Here is a 19300-nt window from a genome sequence, read left to right as displayed (position 1 = left end):
TCTGTGGCGTCGCCGCTCAGCTGCCGGGGGCGTTCAACTCAGCGATCACCGGCGCGTGGTCGCTGGGGCGCTCGTTCTTGCGCGGGGCCTTGTCGATGGCGCAGCTTGCAACGCTCGCCCTCAACGCAGCGCTCACCAGAATGTGGTCGATGCGCAGGCCCTGGTTGCGGCGAAAGGCCAGGTTGCGGTAATCCCACCAGCTCCAGCTTTTCGGCGGCTGCTCGAACAGGCGGAAGGCATCGGCCAGCCCCAAGTCCAGCAGGGCGCGGAAATGCCCGCGCTCCTCGTCGGTGCAGTGAATCTTGCCGCGCCAGGCCTCGGGGTCATAGACGTCGCGGTCCTCCGGGGCAATGTTGTAGTCGCCCATCAGCACCAGGTGCGGGTGGCGCGCCAATTCCTCGCGCAGCCAGGCCTCGAGCGCCTCCAGCCAAGCCATTTTGTAAGCGAACTTCTCGCTGCCCGGCTCCTCGCCGTTGGGGAAGTAGGCGCCGACCACGCGCACGCCTTGCACGGTGCCGGCAATCACCCGCGCCTGGGCATCGTCCAGCCCGGGAATATTGCGCACCACGTCGGCAGCCGCCGCGCGCGACAACAGTGCGACGCCGTTGTAGGTGCGCTGGCCGAAGCTCTGCGCCTGCCAGCCGGCCGCAAGCAATTCGGCATGCGGAAACTTGTCGTCGGGCTGCTTGGTTTCCTGCAGCACCAGCACATCGGGCTGCTGCGCTTGCAGCCAGTCCAGCACTTGAGGCAGGCGCACGGACAGGGAATTGACATTCCAGGTGGCGATTTTCATGGCGGGCTGCGGTGGGCCTGGACGGATGGCGCGATGTGCTGCAGCGCGGGTGAAAGTTGGTGGATGGCGCGTCCGTCCAGGCCGCAAGCCTGAGCAATGCGAAGCAGGGTTGCGGGCTCGCCATTGGTCCAGAAGTCGATCTGGCCTCGCACATTGCTGAACTGGCCTGTCGCCGGCAGGCTGGCGGCGATGCGTGCGGTCTGGGCGGCGACGGCATCGGCCGGATCGAGCAGCGTCGCCTCGGCGGGGGATCGACCGAGCGCTTCGCGCAGGGCTGGTGCGACCAGCGGGTAGTGGGTGCAACCGAGCACCACGGTGGTGCAACCGGCAGCGCGCAGCGGGGTGCAGAAACGCTCGACCAGGGCCAAGGTTTCGGCAGCTTCGGGGCCCCGGTTTTCAATGGCTTCGGCAAGGCCGGGGCAGGGCTGCAGCAGCAGATCGGCGTCGCTGGATTGAGCTTGCAGCAGGGCCTGGAACTTGGGCGAGGCCAAAGTGCCGGGTGTGGCCAACACGCCGACCGGCTTGCTCCGCGCCGCAGCCAGCGCCGGTTTGATGGCCGGCTCGATGCCGACGAACGGGATGGACGGCCATTGCTGGCGCAACGCCGCAATCGCCAGCGCGGTGGCGGTGTTGCAGGCGACGACGATGAGTTCGCAGCCCTGGGCCAGCAGGAAAGCACTGAGCCAGCGGCTGCGCCCGAGCACGTAGCTGGCGTCGCGTTCGCCATAGGGGGCGAAGGCCGAGTCGGCGGCATAGGTGAAATGTGCCTGGGGCAGGCGACGCTGCAGTGCGGCCAGCACGGTGAGGCCGCCCACGCCCGAGTCGAACACGCCGATGCGTCTGGCCGCAGCGGCTTGCGCTCGCGTCGAGTTGGACATGTCGTCGGCGGATGCACCCATCAGGTTGGCGCAGGACGGGCAGAGGCAGGCCTGGCCACGCATCGCAGGTGGAATGCGCGCCAGTGCGGCATCGCTGATGGTCACGTCCCTGCACCAACAGGCTGCCTCGAAGCTGCCGCTGGCCGCAGGCACACAGCTGTTGGCCTGGCCGCACACCGGGCAAAGCGGCGCAGTGTGCGGTGTTGCGGCCGGCGCCATGTTCAGACCACGGCCACCGGGATCTTGCCGATGCGCGCGCGCCACTCGGCCGGGCCGGTGTTGTGCACCGAAGTGCCCAAGGCATCCACGGCCACGGTCACCGGCATGTCTTGCACCGTGAACTCGTAGATGGCTTCCATGCCCAGGTCTTCGAAGGCGACCAGGCGCGAGGCCTTGATGGCCTTGGACACGAGGTAGGCGGCGCCGCCCACGGCCATGAGATAGGCGCTCTTGTGTTTGCGAATGGCCTCGATGGCCGCCGGGCCGCGCTCGGCCTTGCCGATCATGGCGATGAGCCCGGTCTTGGCCAGCATGGTTTCGGTGAACTTGTCCATGCGCGTGGCCGTGGTCGGCCCGGCCGGGCCGACCACTTCGCCCTGCACCGGGTCCACCGGGCCGACGTAGTAAATCACGCGGTTGGTGAAGTCCACCGGCAGCTTCTCGCCCTTGGCCAACATGCCGGCAATGCGCTTGTGCGCAGCGTCGCGTCCGGTGAGCATCTTGCCCGTCAGCAACAGGGTTTCGCCCGGCTTGAAGCCGGCCACCTCGGCCGGGGTCAAGGTGTCGAGGTTGACGCGGCGGCTGCGTTCGTAATCCGGCGCCCAATGGACGTCGGGCCACAGGTCCAGGCTGGGCGGCTCCAGGTAGACGGGGCCCTGGCCGTCCATCACGAAGTGCGCGTGGCGCGTGGCGGCGCAGTTGGGAATCATCGCCACCGGCAGGTTGGCGGCGTGGCAAGGCCAATGCTTGATTTTCACGTCCAGCACCGTGGTCAGCCCGCCCAGGCCCTGCGCGCCGATGCCCAGGGCATTGGCCTTTTCATACAGCTCGATGCGCAAGGCCTCGTACTTGTCGCGCGGCCCCCGCGTGAGCAATTCGCTCATGTCGATGTCTTCCATCAAGGCCTGCTTGGCCATCAGCATGGCGTGCTCCGCAGTGCCGCCGATGCCGATGCCCAGCATGCCCGGCGGGCACCAGCCCGCGCCCATGGTCGGCAGGGTTTGCAGCACCCAGTCGACCACGCTGTCGCTGGGGTTGAGCATGGCGAACTTGGACTTGGCCTCCGAACCGCCGCCTTTGGCCGCTACGGTCACGTCCAGGCGATTGCCCGGCACCAGTTCCACATGCAGCACCGCGGGGGTGTTGTCGCCGGTGTTCTTGCGCTCGAACAGCGGGTCGGCCAGGACCGAAGCGCGCAGCTTGTTGTCGGCGTCGAGATAGCCACGGCGCACGCCCGCGTCCACCGCGTCCTGCAGGCTGCCGCTGAGGCCTTCGAAGCGCACGTCCGTGCCGACCTTGAGGAAGACGTTGACGATGCCGGTGTCCTGGCAGATGGGCCGATGTCCTTCAGCGCACATGCGGCTATTGGTCAGGATTTGCGCGATGGCGTCTTTCGCCGCGGGGCTTTGCTCGCGGGTGTAGGCCCGCGCCAGATGCGCGATGTAGTCGGCCGGGTGGTAGTAGCTGATGAATTGCAGCGCCGCAGCGACGCTCTCGACCAGGTCGTCCTGGCGAATGATGGTGGTGGACAAGGGAGTCTCCGTGGGTTGCCGAATCAGTGGTCAGGTTCTCCACGAATGTTAAGACCGCTCCCCGGCGCCTGTCGCTCAGTGGCCGCCTCCCGGGTTGTTGGCGGGTGCGTAATCGTGGATGGTGCGTGTCATCATGCGGTCGGTGTAGGCAATGGCCATGGCCGAGAGCAGGAATGTGAGATGGATGGCAGTCTGCGCGATCAGCGCCTTGGTGCTGTAGGCGTCGGCATTGATGAAGGTGCGCAGCAGGTGGATCGACGAAATGCCGATGATGGCCAGCGCCAGCTTCACCTTGAGCACCGAGGCGTTGACGTGCGACAGCCATTCGGGATGATCCGGGTGGCCTTCGAGGTACATGCGCGAAACGAAGGTCTCGTAACCACCGACGATGACCATGATCAGCAAGTTGGCGATCATCACCACGTCGATGAGACTGAGCACCACCAGCATGATGGTGGTCTCCGTCAGCTTCGGCAAGCTGGCGTGTACGGCGGCAGCGATGCCGCCTTCGGGCGGAATGGGGTTGCGCACGGCCACGGCTTCGAGCAGGTGCTGCAAAGAAGTCTGGTTGCCCATGGCGGCGCCCACCAGGTCCACCAGTTCGACCCAGAAGTGGAAGACATAAACGCCCAGCGCGAGGATCAGCCCGACGTAGAGTGGCAGCTGCAGCCAGCGGCTGAAAAACAGCAGGCGGGGAACGAGTGGCAACTGGGCGGTAGGTTGGGGTTTGGCCATGGTGGATACCGGGAAATCACGCGGAACCCGATTCTAAGGATGCAATGTGTTGCGATTGCAGCGGCTGCGCCCGCAGCGCGTCAGGGGGATGTAAGAGCGGGTGGTTCACAATGAAAAACAAACACAATACAGTCGAAGCCGTGCGGTGGCCTCATGCACCGTGATTGGCATGCTTCGACATAATTGCAATCCATCTGGAGACAACCATGACCGAGCAACTTGTACCCGAGCATCACGAGCTGAAGACCTACTACCCCTCGTCGGAGGCGGTCAAGCGTGCGCGCATCTCCGGCATGGAGGCGTACCGCAAGCTGGTGGCCGAGGCGGAGGGCGATTTCGAAGGGTTCTGGGCACGGCTGGCACGCGAGCACCTCGCTTGGCACAAGCCGTTCACGCAAACCCTGGACGCCAGCGGCGCGCCGTTCTACAAATGGTTTGCCGACGGCAAGCTCAACGTGTCGTACAACTGCCTGGACCGGCACGTCGAATCCGGCAAGGGCGACAAGACCGCCATCGTGTTCGAGGCCGACGACGGCGTCGTCACCCGCGTGAGCTACGCCGAGTTGCTGGAGCGCACCTCCCGGCTCGCCAATGCCTTGAAGGGGCTGGGCGTGAACAAGGGCGACCGCGTCGTCATCTACATGCCCATGTCGGTGGAGGGCGTGGCCGCCATGCAGGCCTGTGCCCGTATCGGGGCGACGCATTCGGTGGTGTTCGGCGGCTTTTCCGCGCAATCCTTGCGCGACCGCATCCAGGACGCCGGCGCGGTGCTGGTGATCACGGCCGACGAGCAGCGCCGCGGCGGCAAGGCCTTGCCGCTGAAGGCCATCGTCGACGAGGCGCTGGGTCTGGGCGGCTGCGACACCGTGCGCAACGTGGTGGTGTACCGCCGCACCGGCGGCAACGTCGCCTTCCACGCGCCGCGCGACTTGTGGCTGCACGAACTGGTGGCCGGCCAGAGCGCCGCATGCGCGCCCGAATGGGTCGAGGCCGAGCATCCGCTGTTTCTGCTCTACACCTCGGGCTCGACCGGCAAGCCCAAGGGCGTGCAGCATTCCACCGCGGGTTATTTGCTCTGGGCGCAGCTCACCATGCTGTGGACCTTCGACATCCAGCCCGACGATCTGTTCTGGTGCACCGCCGACATCGGCTGGGTCACAGGCCACACCTATATCGCTTATGGCCCGCTGGCCTGCGGCGCCACGGAGGTGGTGTTCGAGGGCGTCCCCACGTTCCCCGATGCCGGCCGGTTCTGGAAAATGATCCAGGACCACAAGGTGAATGTGTTCTACACCGCGCCGACCGCGATCCGCTCGCTGATCAAGGCCGCCGAGACCAACGCCGCCGTGCATCCGCGCAACTACAAGCTCGATTCGCTGCGCATTCTCGGCACCGTGGGCGAGCCCATCAACCCCGCCGCCTGGGAGTGGTATTACGAGCACATCGGCGGCGGCCGCTGCCCCGTCGTCGACACCTGGTGGCAGACCGAGACTGGCGGCCACATGCTGACCCCGCTGCCCGGCGCCACGCCGATGGTGCCGGGTTCCTGCACCTTGCCGCTGCCGGGCATCTTCGCCGAGGTGGTGGACGAAGCCGGGCACGACCTGCCCTGGGGTACAGGGGGCATCCTGGTCATCAAGAAGCCCTGGCCGGCGATGATCCGCACCATCTACGGCGACCCCGAGCGGTTCAAGAAAAGCTACTACCCGGAGGAGTTGCACGGCTATTACCTGGCCGGTGACGGTGCCATCCGCGACCCGCACACCGGCTACTTCACCATCACCGGGCGCATCGACGACGTGCTCAACGTGTCGGGCCACCGCATGGGCACGATGGAAATCGAGTCGGCCCTGGTGTCGCACCCGATCGTGGCCGAAGCCGCGGTGGTGGGCCGGCCGGATGATCTCACCGGCGAGGCGGTCTGCGCCTTCGTCGTGCTCAAGCGCCCGGTGCCGACCGGCGAAGAGGCGCTGCAGATCGCCCAAGAGTTGCGCAACCACGTCGGCAAGGAAATCGGCGCGATCGCCAAGCCCAGGGACATCCGCTTCGGCGACAACCTGCCCAAGACGCGCTCGGGCAAGATCATGCGCCGCCTGTTGCGCACCCTGGCCAAGGGCGAAGCCATCACCCAGGACACCTCGACGCTGGAGAACCCGGCGATTCTGGAGCAGCTGGGGCGCAATCACTGAAAATGATCTGGCCGGGATGCCGGTGAATGTGAGGCCGGTGGGTAGCCCGAGTTCGACTACTCACGGCCTATGGCCTATCAGCGACGCCTCCGTATCCGGGGAGGTGAGGGCGGGGTCCCCAATATCTGAGGGCCGATGCGCAAGACATGTGGTCAGTCAATGTGTAGCCGCTCTGTTATCCGTCAGGTCTACCGTTCCGGAACGTTCTCCGGTCGCAAATGCGTGTATCGCTGCAGCGTGGCCCAGCTCTCGTGAAGCGTGAACTGGGCGACTTCATGAATGCTGTAGCCGCGTTCGAACAATCTTGAGGTTGCCTCATGGCGCAAATCGTGGAAATGCAGGTCTTGCAATTCCAGCATCTTGCACGCCCTCGTGAACGCAGCACCGACTGATTTGCTTTCGTAGGGGAAAACGTACTCTGCGATTCGTGGCTGGCGTTCAACGATGAGCATTGCTGCAGACAAGAGGCGGAATGCACGGCGGTTTCCCGTCTTGTGCCGAGGGTGTTTGACGTCGTCAAGCCAAGCGATGCCCCGCTCGCGGTCAACGTCAACCCACTTGAGGCGGCAGATTTCCTCCTGTCGGCGGGCCGTGAGAAGCGCAAATTGGACGATATCCACCATGGGGATTCGCGCTCGGGCGTCGCGCTCGGAAAAGAACTTGAGGAGTAGCGCCTCCTCATCTGGTGAGACCCGCCGCTGCCGATTTCTGGATTTGGCGACGACCCGGGTCGTCATCAGCTCAGCCTTGGCGTCGTCGATGGCCTGTAATTGCGCGGGAACGCCCAGCGAGGCACGGGCGGATCGAAACACCTGACGCAGCCACACGAGGTCGTTCAGTGCAGTTGAAGGCCCTACGCCGTCGATCTGGCGGCGGGTGGTGATATGGCCGATCACCTCCGACACGCTCAGCCGGGTCGAGTCTTTTTCAGCGAGCGCCGTCTTGCGGAGGCGTAGCAGATCCGCCTGCTTGCTTCGGCCCCATGGAGTAATCTTCTGAGCCTCTTCGAGATACCAGTCGATGAGCTTGCCGATCGTCGCGCCGCGGCCAATGGGCTCGCCCCGCGCGCGTTTGGCATCCAACTCAGCCTCGCGCCGACGCAGCCACTCGGTAGCCAGTTGTTTTCGGTTGAACGTGGCCGCCTCGCTGAAAACGAGCTTGCCATCCTGCTTCACCCGGATCTGGGCGGTGTACCCTATTTCGCCATTGGCGCGACGCCGTTGTGTGATGGTTCCCATCTGGTGCTACAAAGCTGTTTTTGTAGCACCGACTGTAGCACTGAGTCCTTTAAAATACGCGGAAACACCCTCGAATACACCGGAATAGAACACATCACTTCGCAGGGAAAGCTTTGATAAATCAAAAAGATACAGAAAAAACAAGCCCTTGGAAGCTTTCTGTTGCGCCCATGCTCGACTGGACCGACCGCCACTGTCGTTACTTCCACCGTCAACTCAGTCGCCATGCGCGCCTGTACACCGAGATGGTGACCACCGGCGCCCTCATCCATGGCGATCAGTCGCGCCATTTGGACTTCTGCGCCGAAGAGCACCCTGTGGCCCTGCAGCTTGGCGGCAGCGAACCGGCAGATCTGGCGGCGAGTGCAAAACTGGCGCAGCGCTGGGGCTATGCCGAAATCAATCTGAATTGCGGTTGCCCGAGCGAGCGGGTGCAGCGCGGTGCTTTCGGGGCCTGTCTGATGGCCGAAGCCGCGCTGGTTCGCGACGGTGTGGCTGCCATGCGCGACGCCATCGGCCATGCGCTGCCGGTGACGGTCAAGCACCGCATCGGCATCGACCGGACCGAGAGCTATGCCTTCGTGCGTGACTTCATCGGGACCGTGGCCGAGGGTGGTTGCTCGGTGTTCATCGTGCATGCGCGCAATGCGTGGCTGCAGGGCTTGAGCCCGAAAGACAACCGCGAGATTCCGCCCCTGCGTTATGAACTGGTGTATCAGCTCAAGCGCGAATTCCCCGGGCTCACCATCGTGCTCAACGGCGGGGTGAGGTCCGACGCCGATGTGCGCCAACACCTGGCCCATGTGGACGGCGTGATGATCGGGCGCGAGGCCTACCAGCGGCCCTGGTGGCTGGCCAGTTGGGATGCCGAGCATTTCGGCGCCGAACCGACGCAGCACACGCCCGAGGCCGTGGAAGACTGCATGTTGGCCTACGCCCGGAGCATGGCGGCGCAGGGCACGCCGGCATTCGCCATCACCCGTCACATGCTCAATCTGTGGAAAGGCGCACCCGGCGCGCGCTTGTGGCGCCAGGTGCTGAGCGATCCTGCCTTGCGCAAGCTGGAGCCGGCGGATTTGTTCCATCGGGCCACGCAGGCGCGTCAGGCGGCGTTGCTGGCACTGGCTGGCTGAAAATCATAGATGCGGCGTGGCTGCGCAGGCCGCCGGTCCGAACGGGCGCCACAAGTCAAAGGTCAAACCTGCGCGATGATCTGCGTGGCCAGCCGATCAAACGCAGCTGCACTGGCATCGTCCACCAGCCAAGTTGGGCTTGCCATCAGGTCTTGGTAGTTTCGGGCCATCGAGCTGCCATAGCTCGGGTCGTAGTGCTGTGCCAGAAGCTCCTCCACCAGCGAGGGAAAGTCCCCGGCCTCCACCAAACCGCGCCAGCGTGCCACCGTCTGCTTGCCCCGCAGCTCGGTGAGTGATTCGAGCCGAAACAGCAACTCGGCCGGATCCCGCGTGAGGGCCGCGTAGTCGTCCAGCAGGATGCGAACCCGGGTTGGCAGGGTGGCTTCGAGACGCATGCAGGGGCTGGCGTGCATGCGCTCCAGCAACGCGCTCGGCACCTGCAGTTTGCCGATCCGCTTGCTTTCGCTTTCGATGAACACTGGCAACGCAGGCTCAAGGCTGCGCAACACCGCCCAGATGCGCGTCTCGAAGTGCTTCTGGCTGGGTTGGGCCTCACCCGGCAGGGCGCCGAGCACGGAGCCGCGATGCGCAGCCAGCATTTCCAGGTCGAGCACTTGTGCGCCTTGGGCCTGCAGCGCATTCAGCAGGCGGCTCTTGCCGCTGCCCGTGGGGCCGCAGATGACGCGGAAGTTCAACGGTGGCACCAGGGCATCGAGTTGCCGCACCAGCGCTGCGCGCAAGGCTTTGTAGCCGCCAGGCACCAGATGGACGCGAAAGCCGATTTGCGCCAGCACATGCGCCATCGCCCCCGAGCGGTTGCCGCCGCGCCAGCAATACACCAGCGGCGCGAACTCTTTCGGCCAGCCCTGGGCATGCTGCTCGATATGCATGGCGATGTTGCGCGCCACCAGCGCGGCGCCGATGCGCCTGGCCTCGAAGGCGCCGGTCTGCACATGCAGTATGCCCACACGCACGCGCTCGGCGTCGTCCAGTACCGGCCAGTTCACCGCGCCGGGCATGTGGTCGAGGGTGAATTCACCGGGGCTGCGCACGTCCAGCACGGCGTCGAACTCGGCCAGCCGCGTCAAGGCCTCGTCGGCCGTCACACTACGCAAGCTCACTTGGCCTCACTTTTCTCAGCATGTTGCTGCACGGCGCGCAGCAAGGACAGCAGCCTGGGCCACACCGTGTTCAGCATCACAGGCTGGGCGATGGCGGTGGGGTGGATGTTGTCAGCCTGGAACCAGTTCGGATGGTTCACCACGCCAGCCAGAAAAAACGGCACCAGCGCCACTTGTTCCGCCTTGGCCACGACGGGAAAAATCGCCGCGAAGCGCTGGGTGTAGGCCGGCCCGTAGTTGGGCGGAATTTCCATGCCGAGCAAGAGCACGCGCGCGCCCTCTGCTTTGGACTGCTGCACCATCGCGGTGAGGTTGGCCTGGGTCGTGCTCAGCGACAGGCCACGCAGCGCGTCATTGCCACCCAGCTCAACAATGACAACGGCTGGGTGGTCGCGTTCGAGCAGCGCCGGCAAACGGCTCAGGCCACCGGCGGTGGTGTCGCCGCTGACGCTGGCGTTCACCACGCGCCAAGCCGGAAACTGTTGCGCCATGCGCCTGGCCAACAGGCTGGCCCAGCCCTTGCCCGTTTCCAGGCCATAGCCGGCGGACAAACTGTCGCCCACGATGAGGACGACCGGGTGGCTGGCTTGCCGTGCGGCCGCGGCAGTCGCTGCCGCCGTCTTCGCATGCGAGATACCCATCCCGGCCAGCAAGACCAGCGCAGTTCCTAAAATGAGCCACCCATTGCGCACACTCTTCATATGACATCCACCGATTCACAAACCATCGTTGCACAAGCCGCCATTGTCGCGCAGTACTTGAGCAAGACCGTGGTTGATGCCCAAGGTTCGCTGACCTTGCTCGACGGCGTGAATCTGCGGGTCGGACGCGCCACCAGCGTGGCCATCGTCGGCCCTTCCGGCTCGGGCAAATCCACCTTGCTCGGGCTTCTGGCGGGGCTGGATCTGCCGACCTCAGGCCGGGTCTGGATCGATGGCACCGACTTGTTCGCCCTGAGCGAAGACGGCCGCGCCGCCTTGCGCGCCCGCAAGCTGGGTTTCGTGTTCCAGAACTTTCAACTCATCGGCCACCTCAACGCGCTGGAAAACGTGATGCTGGCGATGGAAATTTCCGGCCAGACCGCGGCTTTGCGAGCCGATGCCCAAGCCATGCTGGAACGCGTGGGCCTCGGCGCCCGGTTGCGGCACATGCCCGCCACGCTGTCCGGTGGTGAGCAGCAGCGCGTGGCCTTGGCGCGGGCTTTCGCCACGCGGCCTTCCTTGCTGCTCGCCGATGAACCCACCGGCAACCTCGACGCCGCAGGCGGCATGCGCATCATCGACCTGATGTTCAGCCTGCAACGCGAACAGGGAACCACGCTGGTGCTCGTGACGCACGACAACGCCTTGGCGTCACGCTGCGATGCCGTGGTCGAGTTGCAAGCTGGCCGCCTGGTGGAGCAGGCAGCGACGGCCTTCCCGGTCCAGGCCGGTTCCGAGGTGACGGCTTGAGCCCCAAGCTGCTGTACGGCTTTCACGCCGTGGGCGCGCGCCTGCGGGCCGCACCCGACAGCGTGCGTGAGCTTCTCGTCGACACCTCGCGGCACGACGCGCGCATGCAGCAATTTCTCGCACGCGCGCAGGACGCCGGACTGGCCGTCATCGCGGCCGACGGTGCCCGGCTCGACGCCCTGGCTGGAACCCACAGACACCAGGGCGTGGTGGCTCGCGTCGAGCCGCTGGACAAAATGTCCACCCTGGACGCCGTGCTGGAAGCGACGGCTGACACTCCCCTGCTGCTGGGTCTGGATGGCGTGACCGACCCGCACAATCTGGGGGCCATCTTGCGCACGGCCGATTGCGCCGGGGTGCACGCCGTGTTCGCGCCGAAGGACCGCGCCGTGGGCCTCACGCCCACCGTGGCCAAGGTTGCCAGTGGCGCGGCCGACACGGTGCAATACATCATGGTCACGAATATGGCGCGCACCCTGGCAGCCTTGCGCGAGCGCGGGCTGTGGGTGGTTGGAACCGCAGGCGAGGCGACGGATACCTTGTTCGATGCCAAGCTCGCCGAGCCCGCCGCGTTGGTGCTGGGTGCCGAGGGCAGCGGCATGCGCCGCCTGGTGCGCGAGGGCTGCGACCAGCTCGTGCACATTCCCATGCAGGGCAGTGTGGACAGCCTGAATGTTTCGGTCGCGGCTGGCGTCTGCCTGTTCGAGGCCGTGCGCCAGCGTTGTTGTTTGGCCGCGGCATCCGGCAAGCTTTGACGCTTCGAAGATTGAGAAGCGCAGACGCTGGCCCTATAGTGATCCATCCAGTGAAGTGCTACAACCTGTGACGCCAGAGGGTTGCGTCCGAAACCCGGATGCGGCCCGACACCCAGATCGCCATGCTGCAATCCGACCCGTTACGCCAATGCATCGACGCCGCACTCAGCGACTCGGACGAGTTGATCCGCCGCGTTGCCCGGCAGGTGGTGGAAACCTTCCAGACCCATGCCGAATCGGCCTTGAGCAGTCGGGACAGACAGCATTACGACGACCTGCTGGTGGTCCTGCGCCAGGCCGAGGGCGATCTGGTGCGCGCTTTCGTCGGCCAGTTCAGCACTCTGCTGCAACAGGAAATCCAGGGGAAGCCCGCTGTGCCGGCCAAGCCGGTCGAACTGCGGCTCGATCAACTCTCTCTGGTGGATGACGCGAGCGTGCAGGAAGACGTGGAGGTGTCGCAGATCATCCGCATGATCGAGTCAGGCGCCGAGTGGGAAATTCGTGATCTCAACGCCCGCATGGAATCGCTGCGACAGCGCGACGGCCAGCGTCGCGGCGGCGAGTCTCAGATGAACCCGTTGCGCCCCGAAGTTTTCGGCCGTTCGCTGCAACGCGCCCTCGGCAGCCTCGATGTCGACCACGAAGCGCGCCTGGCTCTGCTGCGCGCTTTTGGGGTGGCCATGACCAGCGCCTTGAAGGAGACCTACAGCACCTACAACGGTCGCCTCGAAGCTGCCCATGTCACGCCTGCACGCTACTCCGTGCGTACATCGGGCATCCGCAGCCCTGTGCGGCCCCAATCGGCGCAATCTGCAGGGCAGGACGGTGGGCAAGAGACCGCCCAGGTTGGGGCCGCCGGAGCCGACGCCATGACGGCAGTGGGTGCCGACGGCATCCTGCAGCTGCGCGATCTGCAGCGCTTGCTGCAAGGCTACGACGCGCCATCCAGTCTGCAGGGAAGGCAAAGCCCGCAGGCGGCGGCTTCGCCCGACGATGCCGCTGGCGGACCGCAATCCACCTTTGGCCAGGCCATGCAAACGGCCATGCTGCGCTCCGCACTCGACCGCCTGACCCAGGCCAACCGACTGGGGGTGGGCGAGGGCTTCACGCAATGGTCCGAGCCTGGCGCCGTTGGTGGGCGGCCGGTCAACATCATCGAGCATTACCGGGACGAGCTGCAGTCAGCCACCACACGTCCGCTCGAGCGCCTGACCATCGACGTGGTGTCGCTGCTGTTCGATCACATTCTGGCCGACCCCCGGTTGTTGCCACGCGTGCGCGCCGCGCTCGGGCGCCTGCAAATTCCCATCCTGCGCCTGGCGCTGAACGATGCCGGCGTGTTCAGTTCGCGCCACCATCCGACGCGTCGGCTCATCAACCGCATCGCCAGTTTCAGCGCGGGCTATGTCAATGCCGACGAGGTTGCCGCCAGTGGCTTCCTCGACTGGCTCGACGGCATGGTCGAGTCCATCGTCAACGCCGAGAGCGAAGGCGAGGAGGTCTACACCCAGCAACTCGAGCGCCTGGAGGCCTGGATCGCGCGGCGCGCCGCGGAAACGCGGGAGAGCGAACGTGACGCCGTGGAGGCGCTGCGCCGGGCCGAATTCCGCACTGTCCTCGGTTCAGCTCTGGGCCGTCACGTGTCGAGTCTGCTCGCCCATCTCGACATCGATCCCTATTTGAAAGACTTCATGCGCGGCCCGTGGACGGCCGTTCTGGTCGAGTCCGTCCTGCGCCACGGCGAGGATGCCGCGCCCACGCGCAACTTCAAGCAAGTCGGCAGCGAACTGCTCTGGAGCGTGCAGGCCAAGATGGGTGAAAACCAGCGCAAGGACTTGCTGCAGAGGCTGCCCGGTCTTGTGCGGCAGCTGGAAGAAGGGCTGACCTTGATCAACTGGTCGCAGGATCATCGCGCTGCTTTTTTCTCCGCCTTGATGCGCACCCACGCCCAGGCGATTCGCGGCGAAGGCATGGCCTCGTCGGGCCAGGCGGCCGACGCCTATTTGTTGCAAAGCGAGTGGGATCGCCTGTTGCATCTGCCGCAGGGCCAAGCCGTGCTCGGCGCGCTCGAGGAAGTTCAACTGCCCGAGATCGATCGCCAGCGCGCCGGTTTGATCGACGACCTCGACCTTCAACTGGATCTGTCCACACCTTCCAGCCAGCCGGATGCGGGTCTGGGATGTGACATATCTCCCACCTTGCAGGCCATCGACAATCCCAGTGCATTCATCGATTCCCTGGAGGAAGGCCATTGGGTGCACTGGCATTTGCAAAGCCAATGGACCCGGGCGCAACTGGCCTGGCGTAGTCCTCAAGGACTATTTTTCATGTTCACCAGCCGTGTGGGCGGCCACGCCCATTCGCTCACGCGCCGCGCCTTCGAGCGCTTGCTGAAAAGCGGCCACATCCTGCCGCTGGAAGACAAGAATCTGATGGACCGGGCGGTGGAGGGCGTGTTCAGCGGCCTGCGCCAGCGGGCGCGCGAAGCTGCCTGAGGGCCGGGCTCACCGGTTCATCTTGGCCAGCCGCAGGTGGGCGCGGCGCAGGCCCAGCCATACGGCCAGCGCGATGATGGGGATGGACCAGCCCTGCGCCACGGCGGCATCCACATGCAGCCAGCGATGCATGGCCTCGAACAGGTGCCCGACCAGCGACGAGGCGTAATAGGTGATGGCCGCCACCGACAATCCCTCCACGGTCTGCTGCAGGCGCAGCTGCAGGTATTGGCGCCGGTTCATCGACGCCAACAGCTCCCGGTTTTGCTGCTGCATTTGCACTTCCACGCGGGTGCGCAGCAGGTTGCTGCAGCGCGAGATGCGTTCCGACAAGCCCTGCAGGCGCCGAATGGCGTGCGAGCAGGTCTGCATCGCCGGGGCCAGGCGCCGGTCCATGAATTGGCCGAGCGTTTGCAGGCCCATGAACTGCTGCTCGCGCAGATCGGCGATGCGACGGTTCACCAGGTCGTAGTACACGTTCGACGCGGTGAAGCGCGCATGGTGCTGGGCGTAGAGGCTCTCGACGGTGGAGGCCAGCTGCGACAGCCGTTCCAGGGTCTGGCGGTCGCGCTCGGGCTGGCTGCTGCGGATGGCATCCATGATCTGGGCCAGTTCCTGTTCATACTGGCCCAGCAGGGGGGTGATCTCCCGCGCCGCCGGCAGTGCCAGCAGGGCGAGTATGCGGTAGGTTTCGATCTCCAGCAGGCGTTGCGCCAGTCTGCCGCGGCGGCGCGGAGAGATTGCACGGCTGACGATCACGAACCGGGCGAAGCCGTCGGCATGGATGCGCAGATCGGTATAGACACGCGCCTGGCCCTCGGCGACTTCCGATGCCACGAGAGCATCGGCGTCGAGCACTGCGGACAGATCGTGCCGCGGCCAGTCGTCGCCCGGGTGTTCGGGAAGCAAGGCGATGTGGTTGGCGCAGATCAGTGCGCCGGGAATGGCTTCGCGCCACGCGGCCGAGATGTCGGCGCAGGCGCAATGTTCGAACCAGGACTGTTCGTCGGTCGCCAGTCCTGGTCTGATGAAGGTGTAGGACGTGAATTCCCCGTGGCGTTCCCAGAGCAAACGCACCTGGCCGATATCGGCCACGTCAAAACTGCTGCCCTCCGAGGGCAGCGGAAGATGGTGGTTCTCCAGCAGCCGGCACAGATGCACGTGGGCCTGCGCCTGGACTTGGGCGTCGGCCAGGAAGGCCATGTGGCTGATTTGCAGCGGCGTGAGCAGGCGCTCGTAGGGCCGGGCGTGGATTTCGTTGTGCAGATGTTGGCGCAACACGTGTTCATGCATGGTTGCCAGGGACCGGAGGTGAAGTGCGGACGGCGCCAAGCATACCCGGAAGGCGCCAAAACGCCTGGGGGAGCCGGATTCCCGAACCTTGCCGGGCAGGCCGCCAAGGCTGCATCGCCCCATTCATGAATGCACGATGCAGCTTATAATGCGCAGGTTTTGTTGAGTTCGCCCCGGCGAATCTGTAAAACAAATAGCAAACTGGCCTTACCAGGTGCCCGATGGCAGGGTTCGATGTGCTTCGCATCAGCGGATACATCGGCCGCTTGCCCCGGGTTCTGGCCAGATTTCAGACCCAACCTAGGACAAACCATGAGTGTTTCAATGCGTGAAATGCTGGAAGCGGGAGTGCACTTCGGTCACCAAACCCGTTTCTGGAACCCCAAGATGGCCCCGTATATTTTCGGCCATCGCAACAAGATCCATATCGTCAACCTCGAAAAGACGTTGCCGATGTTCCAGGACGCTTGCAAGTACGCCCGCCAGATGGCCGCGCGCCGCGGCACCATCCTGTTCGTCGGCACCAAGCGCCAGGCGGGTGAGCTGGTGCAGGCCGAGGCCGAGCGTTGCGGCATGCCGTTTGTGAATGAGCGCTGGCTCGGTGGCATGCTGACCAACTTCAAGACGGTCAAGGGCTCCATCAAAAAACTCAAGGACATGCAGATTCAGGCTGCCGAAGGCGCACTGGAGCACATGACCAAGAAAGAGCAACTCATGTTCCAACGCGAGCTGGACAAACTGGTGAAGTCCATCGGCGGCATTCAGGACATGGCTGCACTGCCGGACGCGCTGTTCATCATCGATGTCGGCTATCACAAGATCGCGGTGGCCGAAGCGCACATGCTGGGCATTCCGATCATCGGCGTGGTCGACACCAATCACTCGCCCATCGGCATCGACCATGTCATTCCTGGCAACGATGACTCGGGCAAAGCCGTTGCGCTCTACACCCGCGGCATGGCGGATGCCATTCTCGAGGGCAAGAACGACGCGCTGCACGAAGTCGTGCAAACGGCTGCGGACGAGTCCGGCGAGTTCGTCGAAGTGCAGGACGAGCCGCACGCTGCCTGAACCCAGCCTCGCGTTTTTCGATCTACCGAGGGGGCTGTTTACAGCCCCTTTGTTCAATCCAGGAGAAGAATATGGCGGCAATCACCGCATCCATGGTCGCAGAACTGCGCGCCAAAACTGACGCACCCATGATGGAATGCAAAAAGGCCCTCACCGAGGCTGAAGGCGATATGGGTCGCGCTGAAGAGTTGCTGCGTGTCAAGCTCGGCAGCAAGGCCAGCAAGGCCGCGTCGCGCGTCACCGCCGAAGGCATCATCGCCATCCACATTGCGGGCACCAGCGGGGCGATGGTCGAAATCAACTGCGAAACCGACTTCGTCGCCAAGAATGACGATTTTCTCGCCTTTGGCAAGACCCTGGCGCAACTCGTCGCCGAGCACGAGCCGGCTGACGTCGCCGCGTTGTCGGCACTGACCGTCGACGGCACCACCATCGAAGCCCGCCGCGCGGTGCTCATCGGCAAGATCGGCGAGAACATGTCGATCCGTCGCTTCAAGCGTTTTGCCGGCGATGCCAAACTCGCCAGCTATCTGCACGGCACCCGCATCGGCGTGGTGGTCGAGTATGTCGGCGACGAAGTGGCCGCCAAAGACGTGGCCATGCACGTGGCCGCCATGAAGCCGGTGGCGCTGTCGGCCGCCGACGTGCCTGCCGCCCTGATCGAGACCGAGCGCTCGATTGCCATGCAAAAGGCTGCCGAAGACGCCGAAAAGGCCAAGGCCGAGGGCAAGACGCCGCAACCGGCCGAGATCGTGGCCAAGCGCGTGGAAGGCAGCGTGCAGAAGTATTTGAAGGAAGTGTCCTTGTTCAACCAGGCTTTCGTGAAGAACGACAAGCAGACGGTTGAACAGATGCTGAAGGCGGCGAACACCACCGTGAAGGCGTTCACCCTCTATGTCGTGGGTGAGGGGATCGAGAAAAAATCGGAAAATTTCGCCGATGAGGTCGCCGCGCAAATTGCCGCGCAGGCCGCTGCTGCCCGCTCCCATTGAGCATTCGATCAACCTTCCTGCAAGCGAGGCATCACGCATGAGTGGCTACAAGCGGGTTTTGCTCAAACTCTCCGGCGAAGCCCTCATGGGCGACGATGCTTACGGCATCAACCGCGCCACCATCGTGAAGATGGTGGAAGACATCGCCCAGGTCACGCGCAGCGGCGTGCAGATTGCCATCGTCATCGGTGGTGGCAACATCTTCCGCGGGGTGGCGGGGGGCGCCGTCGGCATGGACCGCGCCACGGCCGATTACATGGGCATGCTCGCGACCGTGATGAACTCGCTTGCCTTGGCCGATGCCATGCGCCATGCCGGACTGGTGGCGCGCGTCATGTCCGCCATCAGCATCGACCAAGTGGTCGAGTCCTACGTGCGGCCCAAAGCCTTGCAATATCTGGAAGAAGGCAAGTCGGTGATTTTCGCCGGCGGAACCGGCAATCCGTTTTTCACCACGGACACGGCCGCAGCGCTGAGAGCGGCGGAAATCGGCGCCGAAGTCATGCTCAAAGCCACCAAGGTGGACGGCATCTACACTGCAGATCCGGCCAAGGATCCAACGGCGACGCGTTACCCCAGCATCAGCTTCGACGAGGCCATCATCAAGCGCCTTCAGGTCATGGATGCAACAGCTTTTGCCCTCTGCCGCGACCAGGGCCTGCCCATCCGCGTCTTCAGTATTCTCAAACCCGGCGCGCTGCTGCGCGTGGTGCAGGGGGAGTCGGAAGGCACCCTGGTGCATCTTTGAATTTCTCACAAGCTCAGAATCATCATGACGATCGCTGACATCAAGAAAAACACCGAGCAGAAGATGCTCAAGTCCATCGATGCGCTCAAATCCGATCTGGCCAAGGTGCGTACCGGCCGCGCCCACACTGGCCTGCTCGACCATGTGATGGTGGACTATTACGGCGCCATGATGCCCATCAATCAGGTGGCCAATATCAACCTGCTGGACGCCCGCACCATCAGCGTGCAACCCTGGGAGAAGAAGCTGGCCCAGGCGGTGGAAAAAGCCATCCGCGATTCGGACCTGGGCCTCAACCCGCAGAGCCAGGGCGACGTGATTCGCGTGCCCATGCCGGCGCTGACCGAGGAGCGCAGACGTGACCTGGTCAAGGTCATCAGGCACGAGGCTGAAGGCGCCAAGGTTGCGGTGCGCAATTTGCGCCGCGATGCGAACCAGCAGCTCAAAGATCTGGTCAAAGCCAAAGAGGCCTCCGAGGATGATGAACGCCGTTCCCAGGACGATATCCAGAAAATGACCGATCGTTTCATCGTGGAAGTCGACAAACTTCTCGCCCAGAAGGAAGCGGAAATTCTGGCAGTCTGACTCAGGTGCAGCCAGCAAGGAGCGATAGTGGCGTCGAAGCAAGTCCCGCAACAAGTCGAGCAAGCCCCCCCA

17 protein-coding genes are annotated in these 19300 nt (G+C 64.4%); 9 read left to right on the top strand and 8 right to left on the bottom strand.

Annotated features, from left to right (window positions below; all coding sequences use genetic code 11):
• Nucleotides 1-16: 16 nt before the first annotated feature.
• The 4 genes from THIX_RS17535 to THIX_RS17520 all read right to left on the bottom strand — a co-directional run bounded on the left by THIX_RS17535 (nucleotide 17) and on the right by THIX_RS17520 (nucleotide 4157).
• The gene (locus tag THIX_RS17535; RefSeq protein ID WP_112487215.1) at nucleotides 17-793 is read right to left on the bottom strand and encodes an exodeoxyribonuclease III; all 777 of its coding nucleotides are present in this window, start codon (nucleotides 791-793) and stop codon (nucleotides 17-19) included.
• Nucleotides 790-1890, bottom strand: a complete 1101-nt coding sequence (gene murI, locus THIX_RS17530) for a glutamate racemase (RefSeq protein ID WP_112487214.1) — start codon at nucleotides 1888-1890, stop codon at nucleotides 790-792. The genes THIX_RS17535 and murI overlap by 4 nt, the downstream gene beginning before the upstream one ends.
• A 2-nt stretch (nucleotides 1891-1892) precedes the next feature.
• Complete coding sequence (locus tag THIX_RS17525; RefSeq protein WP_112487213.1) at nucleotides 1893-3422, bottom strand: fumarate hydratase; 1530 nt, start codon at nucleotides 3420-3422, stop codon at nucleotides 1893-1895.
• 75 nt (nucleotides 3423-3497) lie between these two features.
• On the bottom strand, nucleotides 3498-4157 hold the full coding sequence (locus THIX_RS17520) for a YqhA family protein (protein WP_112487212.1): 660 nt from the start codon (nucleotides 4155-4157) through the stop codon (nucleotides 3498-3500).
• Nucleotides 4158-4363: 206 nt separating this feature from the next.
• Between THIX_RS17520 and acs the strand changes: the two genes are divergently transcribed.
• Nucleotides 4364-6346 carry an acetate--CoA ligase gene (gene acs, locus THIX_RS17515; protein WP_112487211.1) on the top strand — a complete coding sequence of 661 codons (1983 nt, stop codon included), beginning with the start codon at nucleotides 4364-4366 and terminating at the stop codon, nucleotides 6344-6346.
• A gap of 188 nt (nucleotides 6347-6534) precedes the next feature.
• Here the strand turns inward: acs and THIX_RS17510 are convergent, their stop codons facing one another.
• Nucleotides 6535-7584, bottom strand: a complete 1050-nt coding sequence (locus THIX_RS17510) for a site-specific integrase (protein ID WP_112487210.1) — start codon at nucleotides 7582-7584, stop codon at nucleotides 6535-6537.
• A gap of 170 nt (nucleotides 7585-7754) precedes the next feature.
• Here THIX_RS17510 and dusA point away from each other — a divergent pair, with 170 nt between their 5' ends.
• The gene (dusA, locus tag THIX_RS17505) at nucleotides 7755-8717 is read left to right on the top strand and encodes a tRNA dihydrouridine(20/20a) synthase DusA (protein WP_233224614.1); all 963 of its coding nucleotides are present in this window, start codon (nucleotides 7755-7757) and stop codon (nucleotides 8715-8717) included.
• Nucleotides 8718-8779: 62 nt separating this feature from the next.
• Here dusA and mnmH read toward each other — a convergent pair whose 3' ends face one another.
• Nucleotides 8780-9838 carry a tRNA 2-selenouridine(34) synthase MnmH gene (gene mnmH / locus THIX_RS17500; RefSeq protein ID WP_112487209.1) on the bottom strand — a complete coding sequence of 353 codons (1059 nt, stop codon included), beginning with the start codon at nucleotides 9836-9838 and terminating at the stop codon, nucleotides 8780-8782.
• A complete protein-coding gene (locus THIX_RS17495) occupies nucleotides 9835-10479 on the bottom strand; it encodes an arylesterase (RefSeq protein WP_112488445.1) in 645 nt (214 codons plus the stop codon). The genes mnmH and THIX_RS17495 overlap by 4 nt, the downstream gene beginning before the upstream one ends.
• 60 nt (nucleotides 10480-10539) lie before the next feature.
• Between THIX_RS17495 and THIX_RS17490 the strand changes: the two genes are divergently transcribed.
• The 3 genes from THIX_RS17490 (at nucleotide 10540) to THIX_RS17480 (ending at nucleotide 14539) form a co-directional block, all read left to right on the top strand.
• Nucleotides 10540-11289, top strand: a complete 750-nt coding sequence (locus tag THIX_RS17490) for an ABC transporter ATP-binding protein (protein WP_112487208.1) — start codon at nucleotides 10540-10542, stop codon at nucleotides 11287-11289.
• Complete coding sequence (gene rlmB, locus THIX_RS17485) at nucleotides 11286-12044, top strand: 23S rRNA (guanosine(2251)-2'-O)-methyltransferase RlmB (protein WP_112487207.1); 759 nt, start codon at nucleotides 11286-11288, stop codon at nucleotides 12042-12044. Before THIX_RS17490 ends, rlmB begins: the two co-directional genes overlap by 4 nt.
• A 122-nt stretch (nucleotides 12045-12166) precedes the next feature.
• Complete coding sequence (locus THIX_RS17480; protein WP_112488444.1) at nucleotides 12167-14539, top strand: DUF1631 family protein; 2373 nt, start codon at nucleotides 12167-12169, stop codon at nucleotides 14537-14539.
• Nucleotides 14540-14548: 9 nt separating this feature from the next.
• Here the strand turns inward: THIX_RS17480 and THIX_RS17475 are convergent, their stop codons facing one another.
• The gene (locus tag THIX_RS17475; RefSeq protein ID WP_112487206.1) at nucleotides 14549-15832 is read right to left on the bottom strand and encodes a DUF3422 family protein; all 1284 of its coding nucleotides are present in this window, start codon (nucleotides 15830-15832) and stop codon (nucleotides 14549-14551) included.
• Nucleotides 15833-16144: 312 nt separating this feature from the next.
• Here THIX_RS17475 and rpsB point away from each other — a divergent pair, with 312 nt between their 5' ends.
• From rpsB to frr, 4 genes are all read left to right on the top strand, one after another.
• Complete coding sequence (rpsB, locus tag THIX_RS17470; protein WP_112487205.1) at nucleotides 16145-16903, top strand: 30S ribosomal protein S2; 759 nt, start codon at nucleotides 16145-16147, stop codon at nucleotides 16901-16903.
• A gap of 71 nt (nucleotides 16904-16974) precedes the next feature.
• Entirely contained in the window at nucleotides 16975-17895 is a 921-nt protein-coding gene (tsf, locus tag THIX_RS17465; protein WP_112487204.1) for a translation elongation factor Ts, read from the top strand.
• 37 nt (nucleotides 17896-17932) lie between these two features.
• Nucleotides 17933-18643 (top strand): UMP kinase, encoded by a 711-nt coding sequence (gene pyrH, locus THIX_RS17460; RefSeq protein WP_112488443.1) that lies wholly within the window; start codon nucleotides 17933-17935, stop codon nucleotides 18641-18643.
• 24 nt (nucleotides 18644-18667) lie between these two features.
• Entirely contained in the window at nucleotides 18668-19228 is a 561-nt protein-coding gene (frr, locus tag THIX_RS17455; protein ID WP_112487203.1) for a ribosome recycling factor, read from the top strand.
• Nucleotides 19229-19300: the final 72 nt, after the last annotated feature.

Source organism: Thiomonas sp. X19, assembly GCF_900089495.1.
Taxonomy (GTDB): domain Bacteria; phylum Pseudomonadota; class Gammaproteobacteria; order Burkholderiales; family Burkholderiaceae_C; genus Thiomonas_A.
This window is presented reverse-complemented; position numbering and strand designations above follow the sequence as displayed.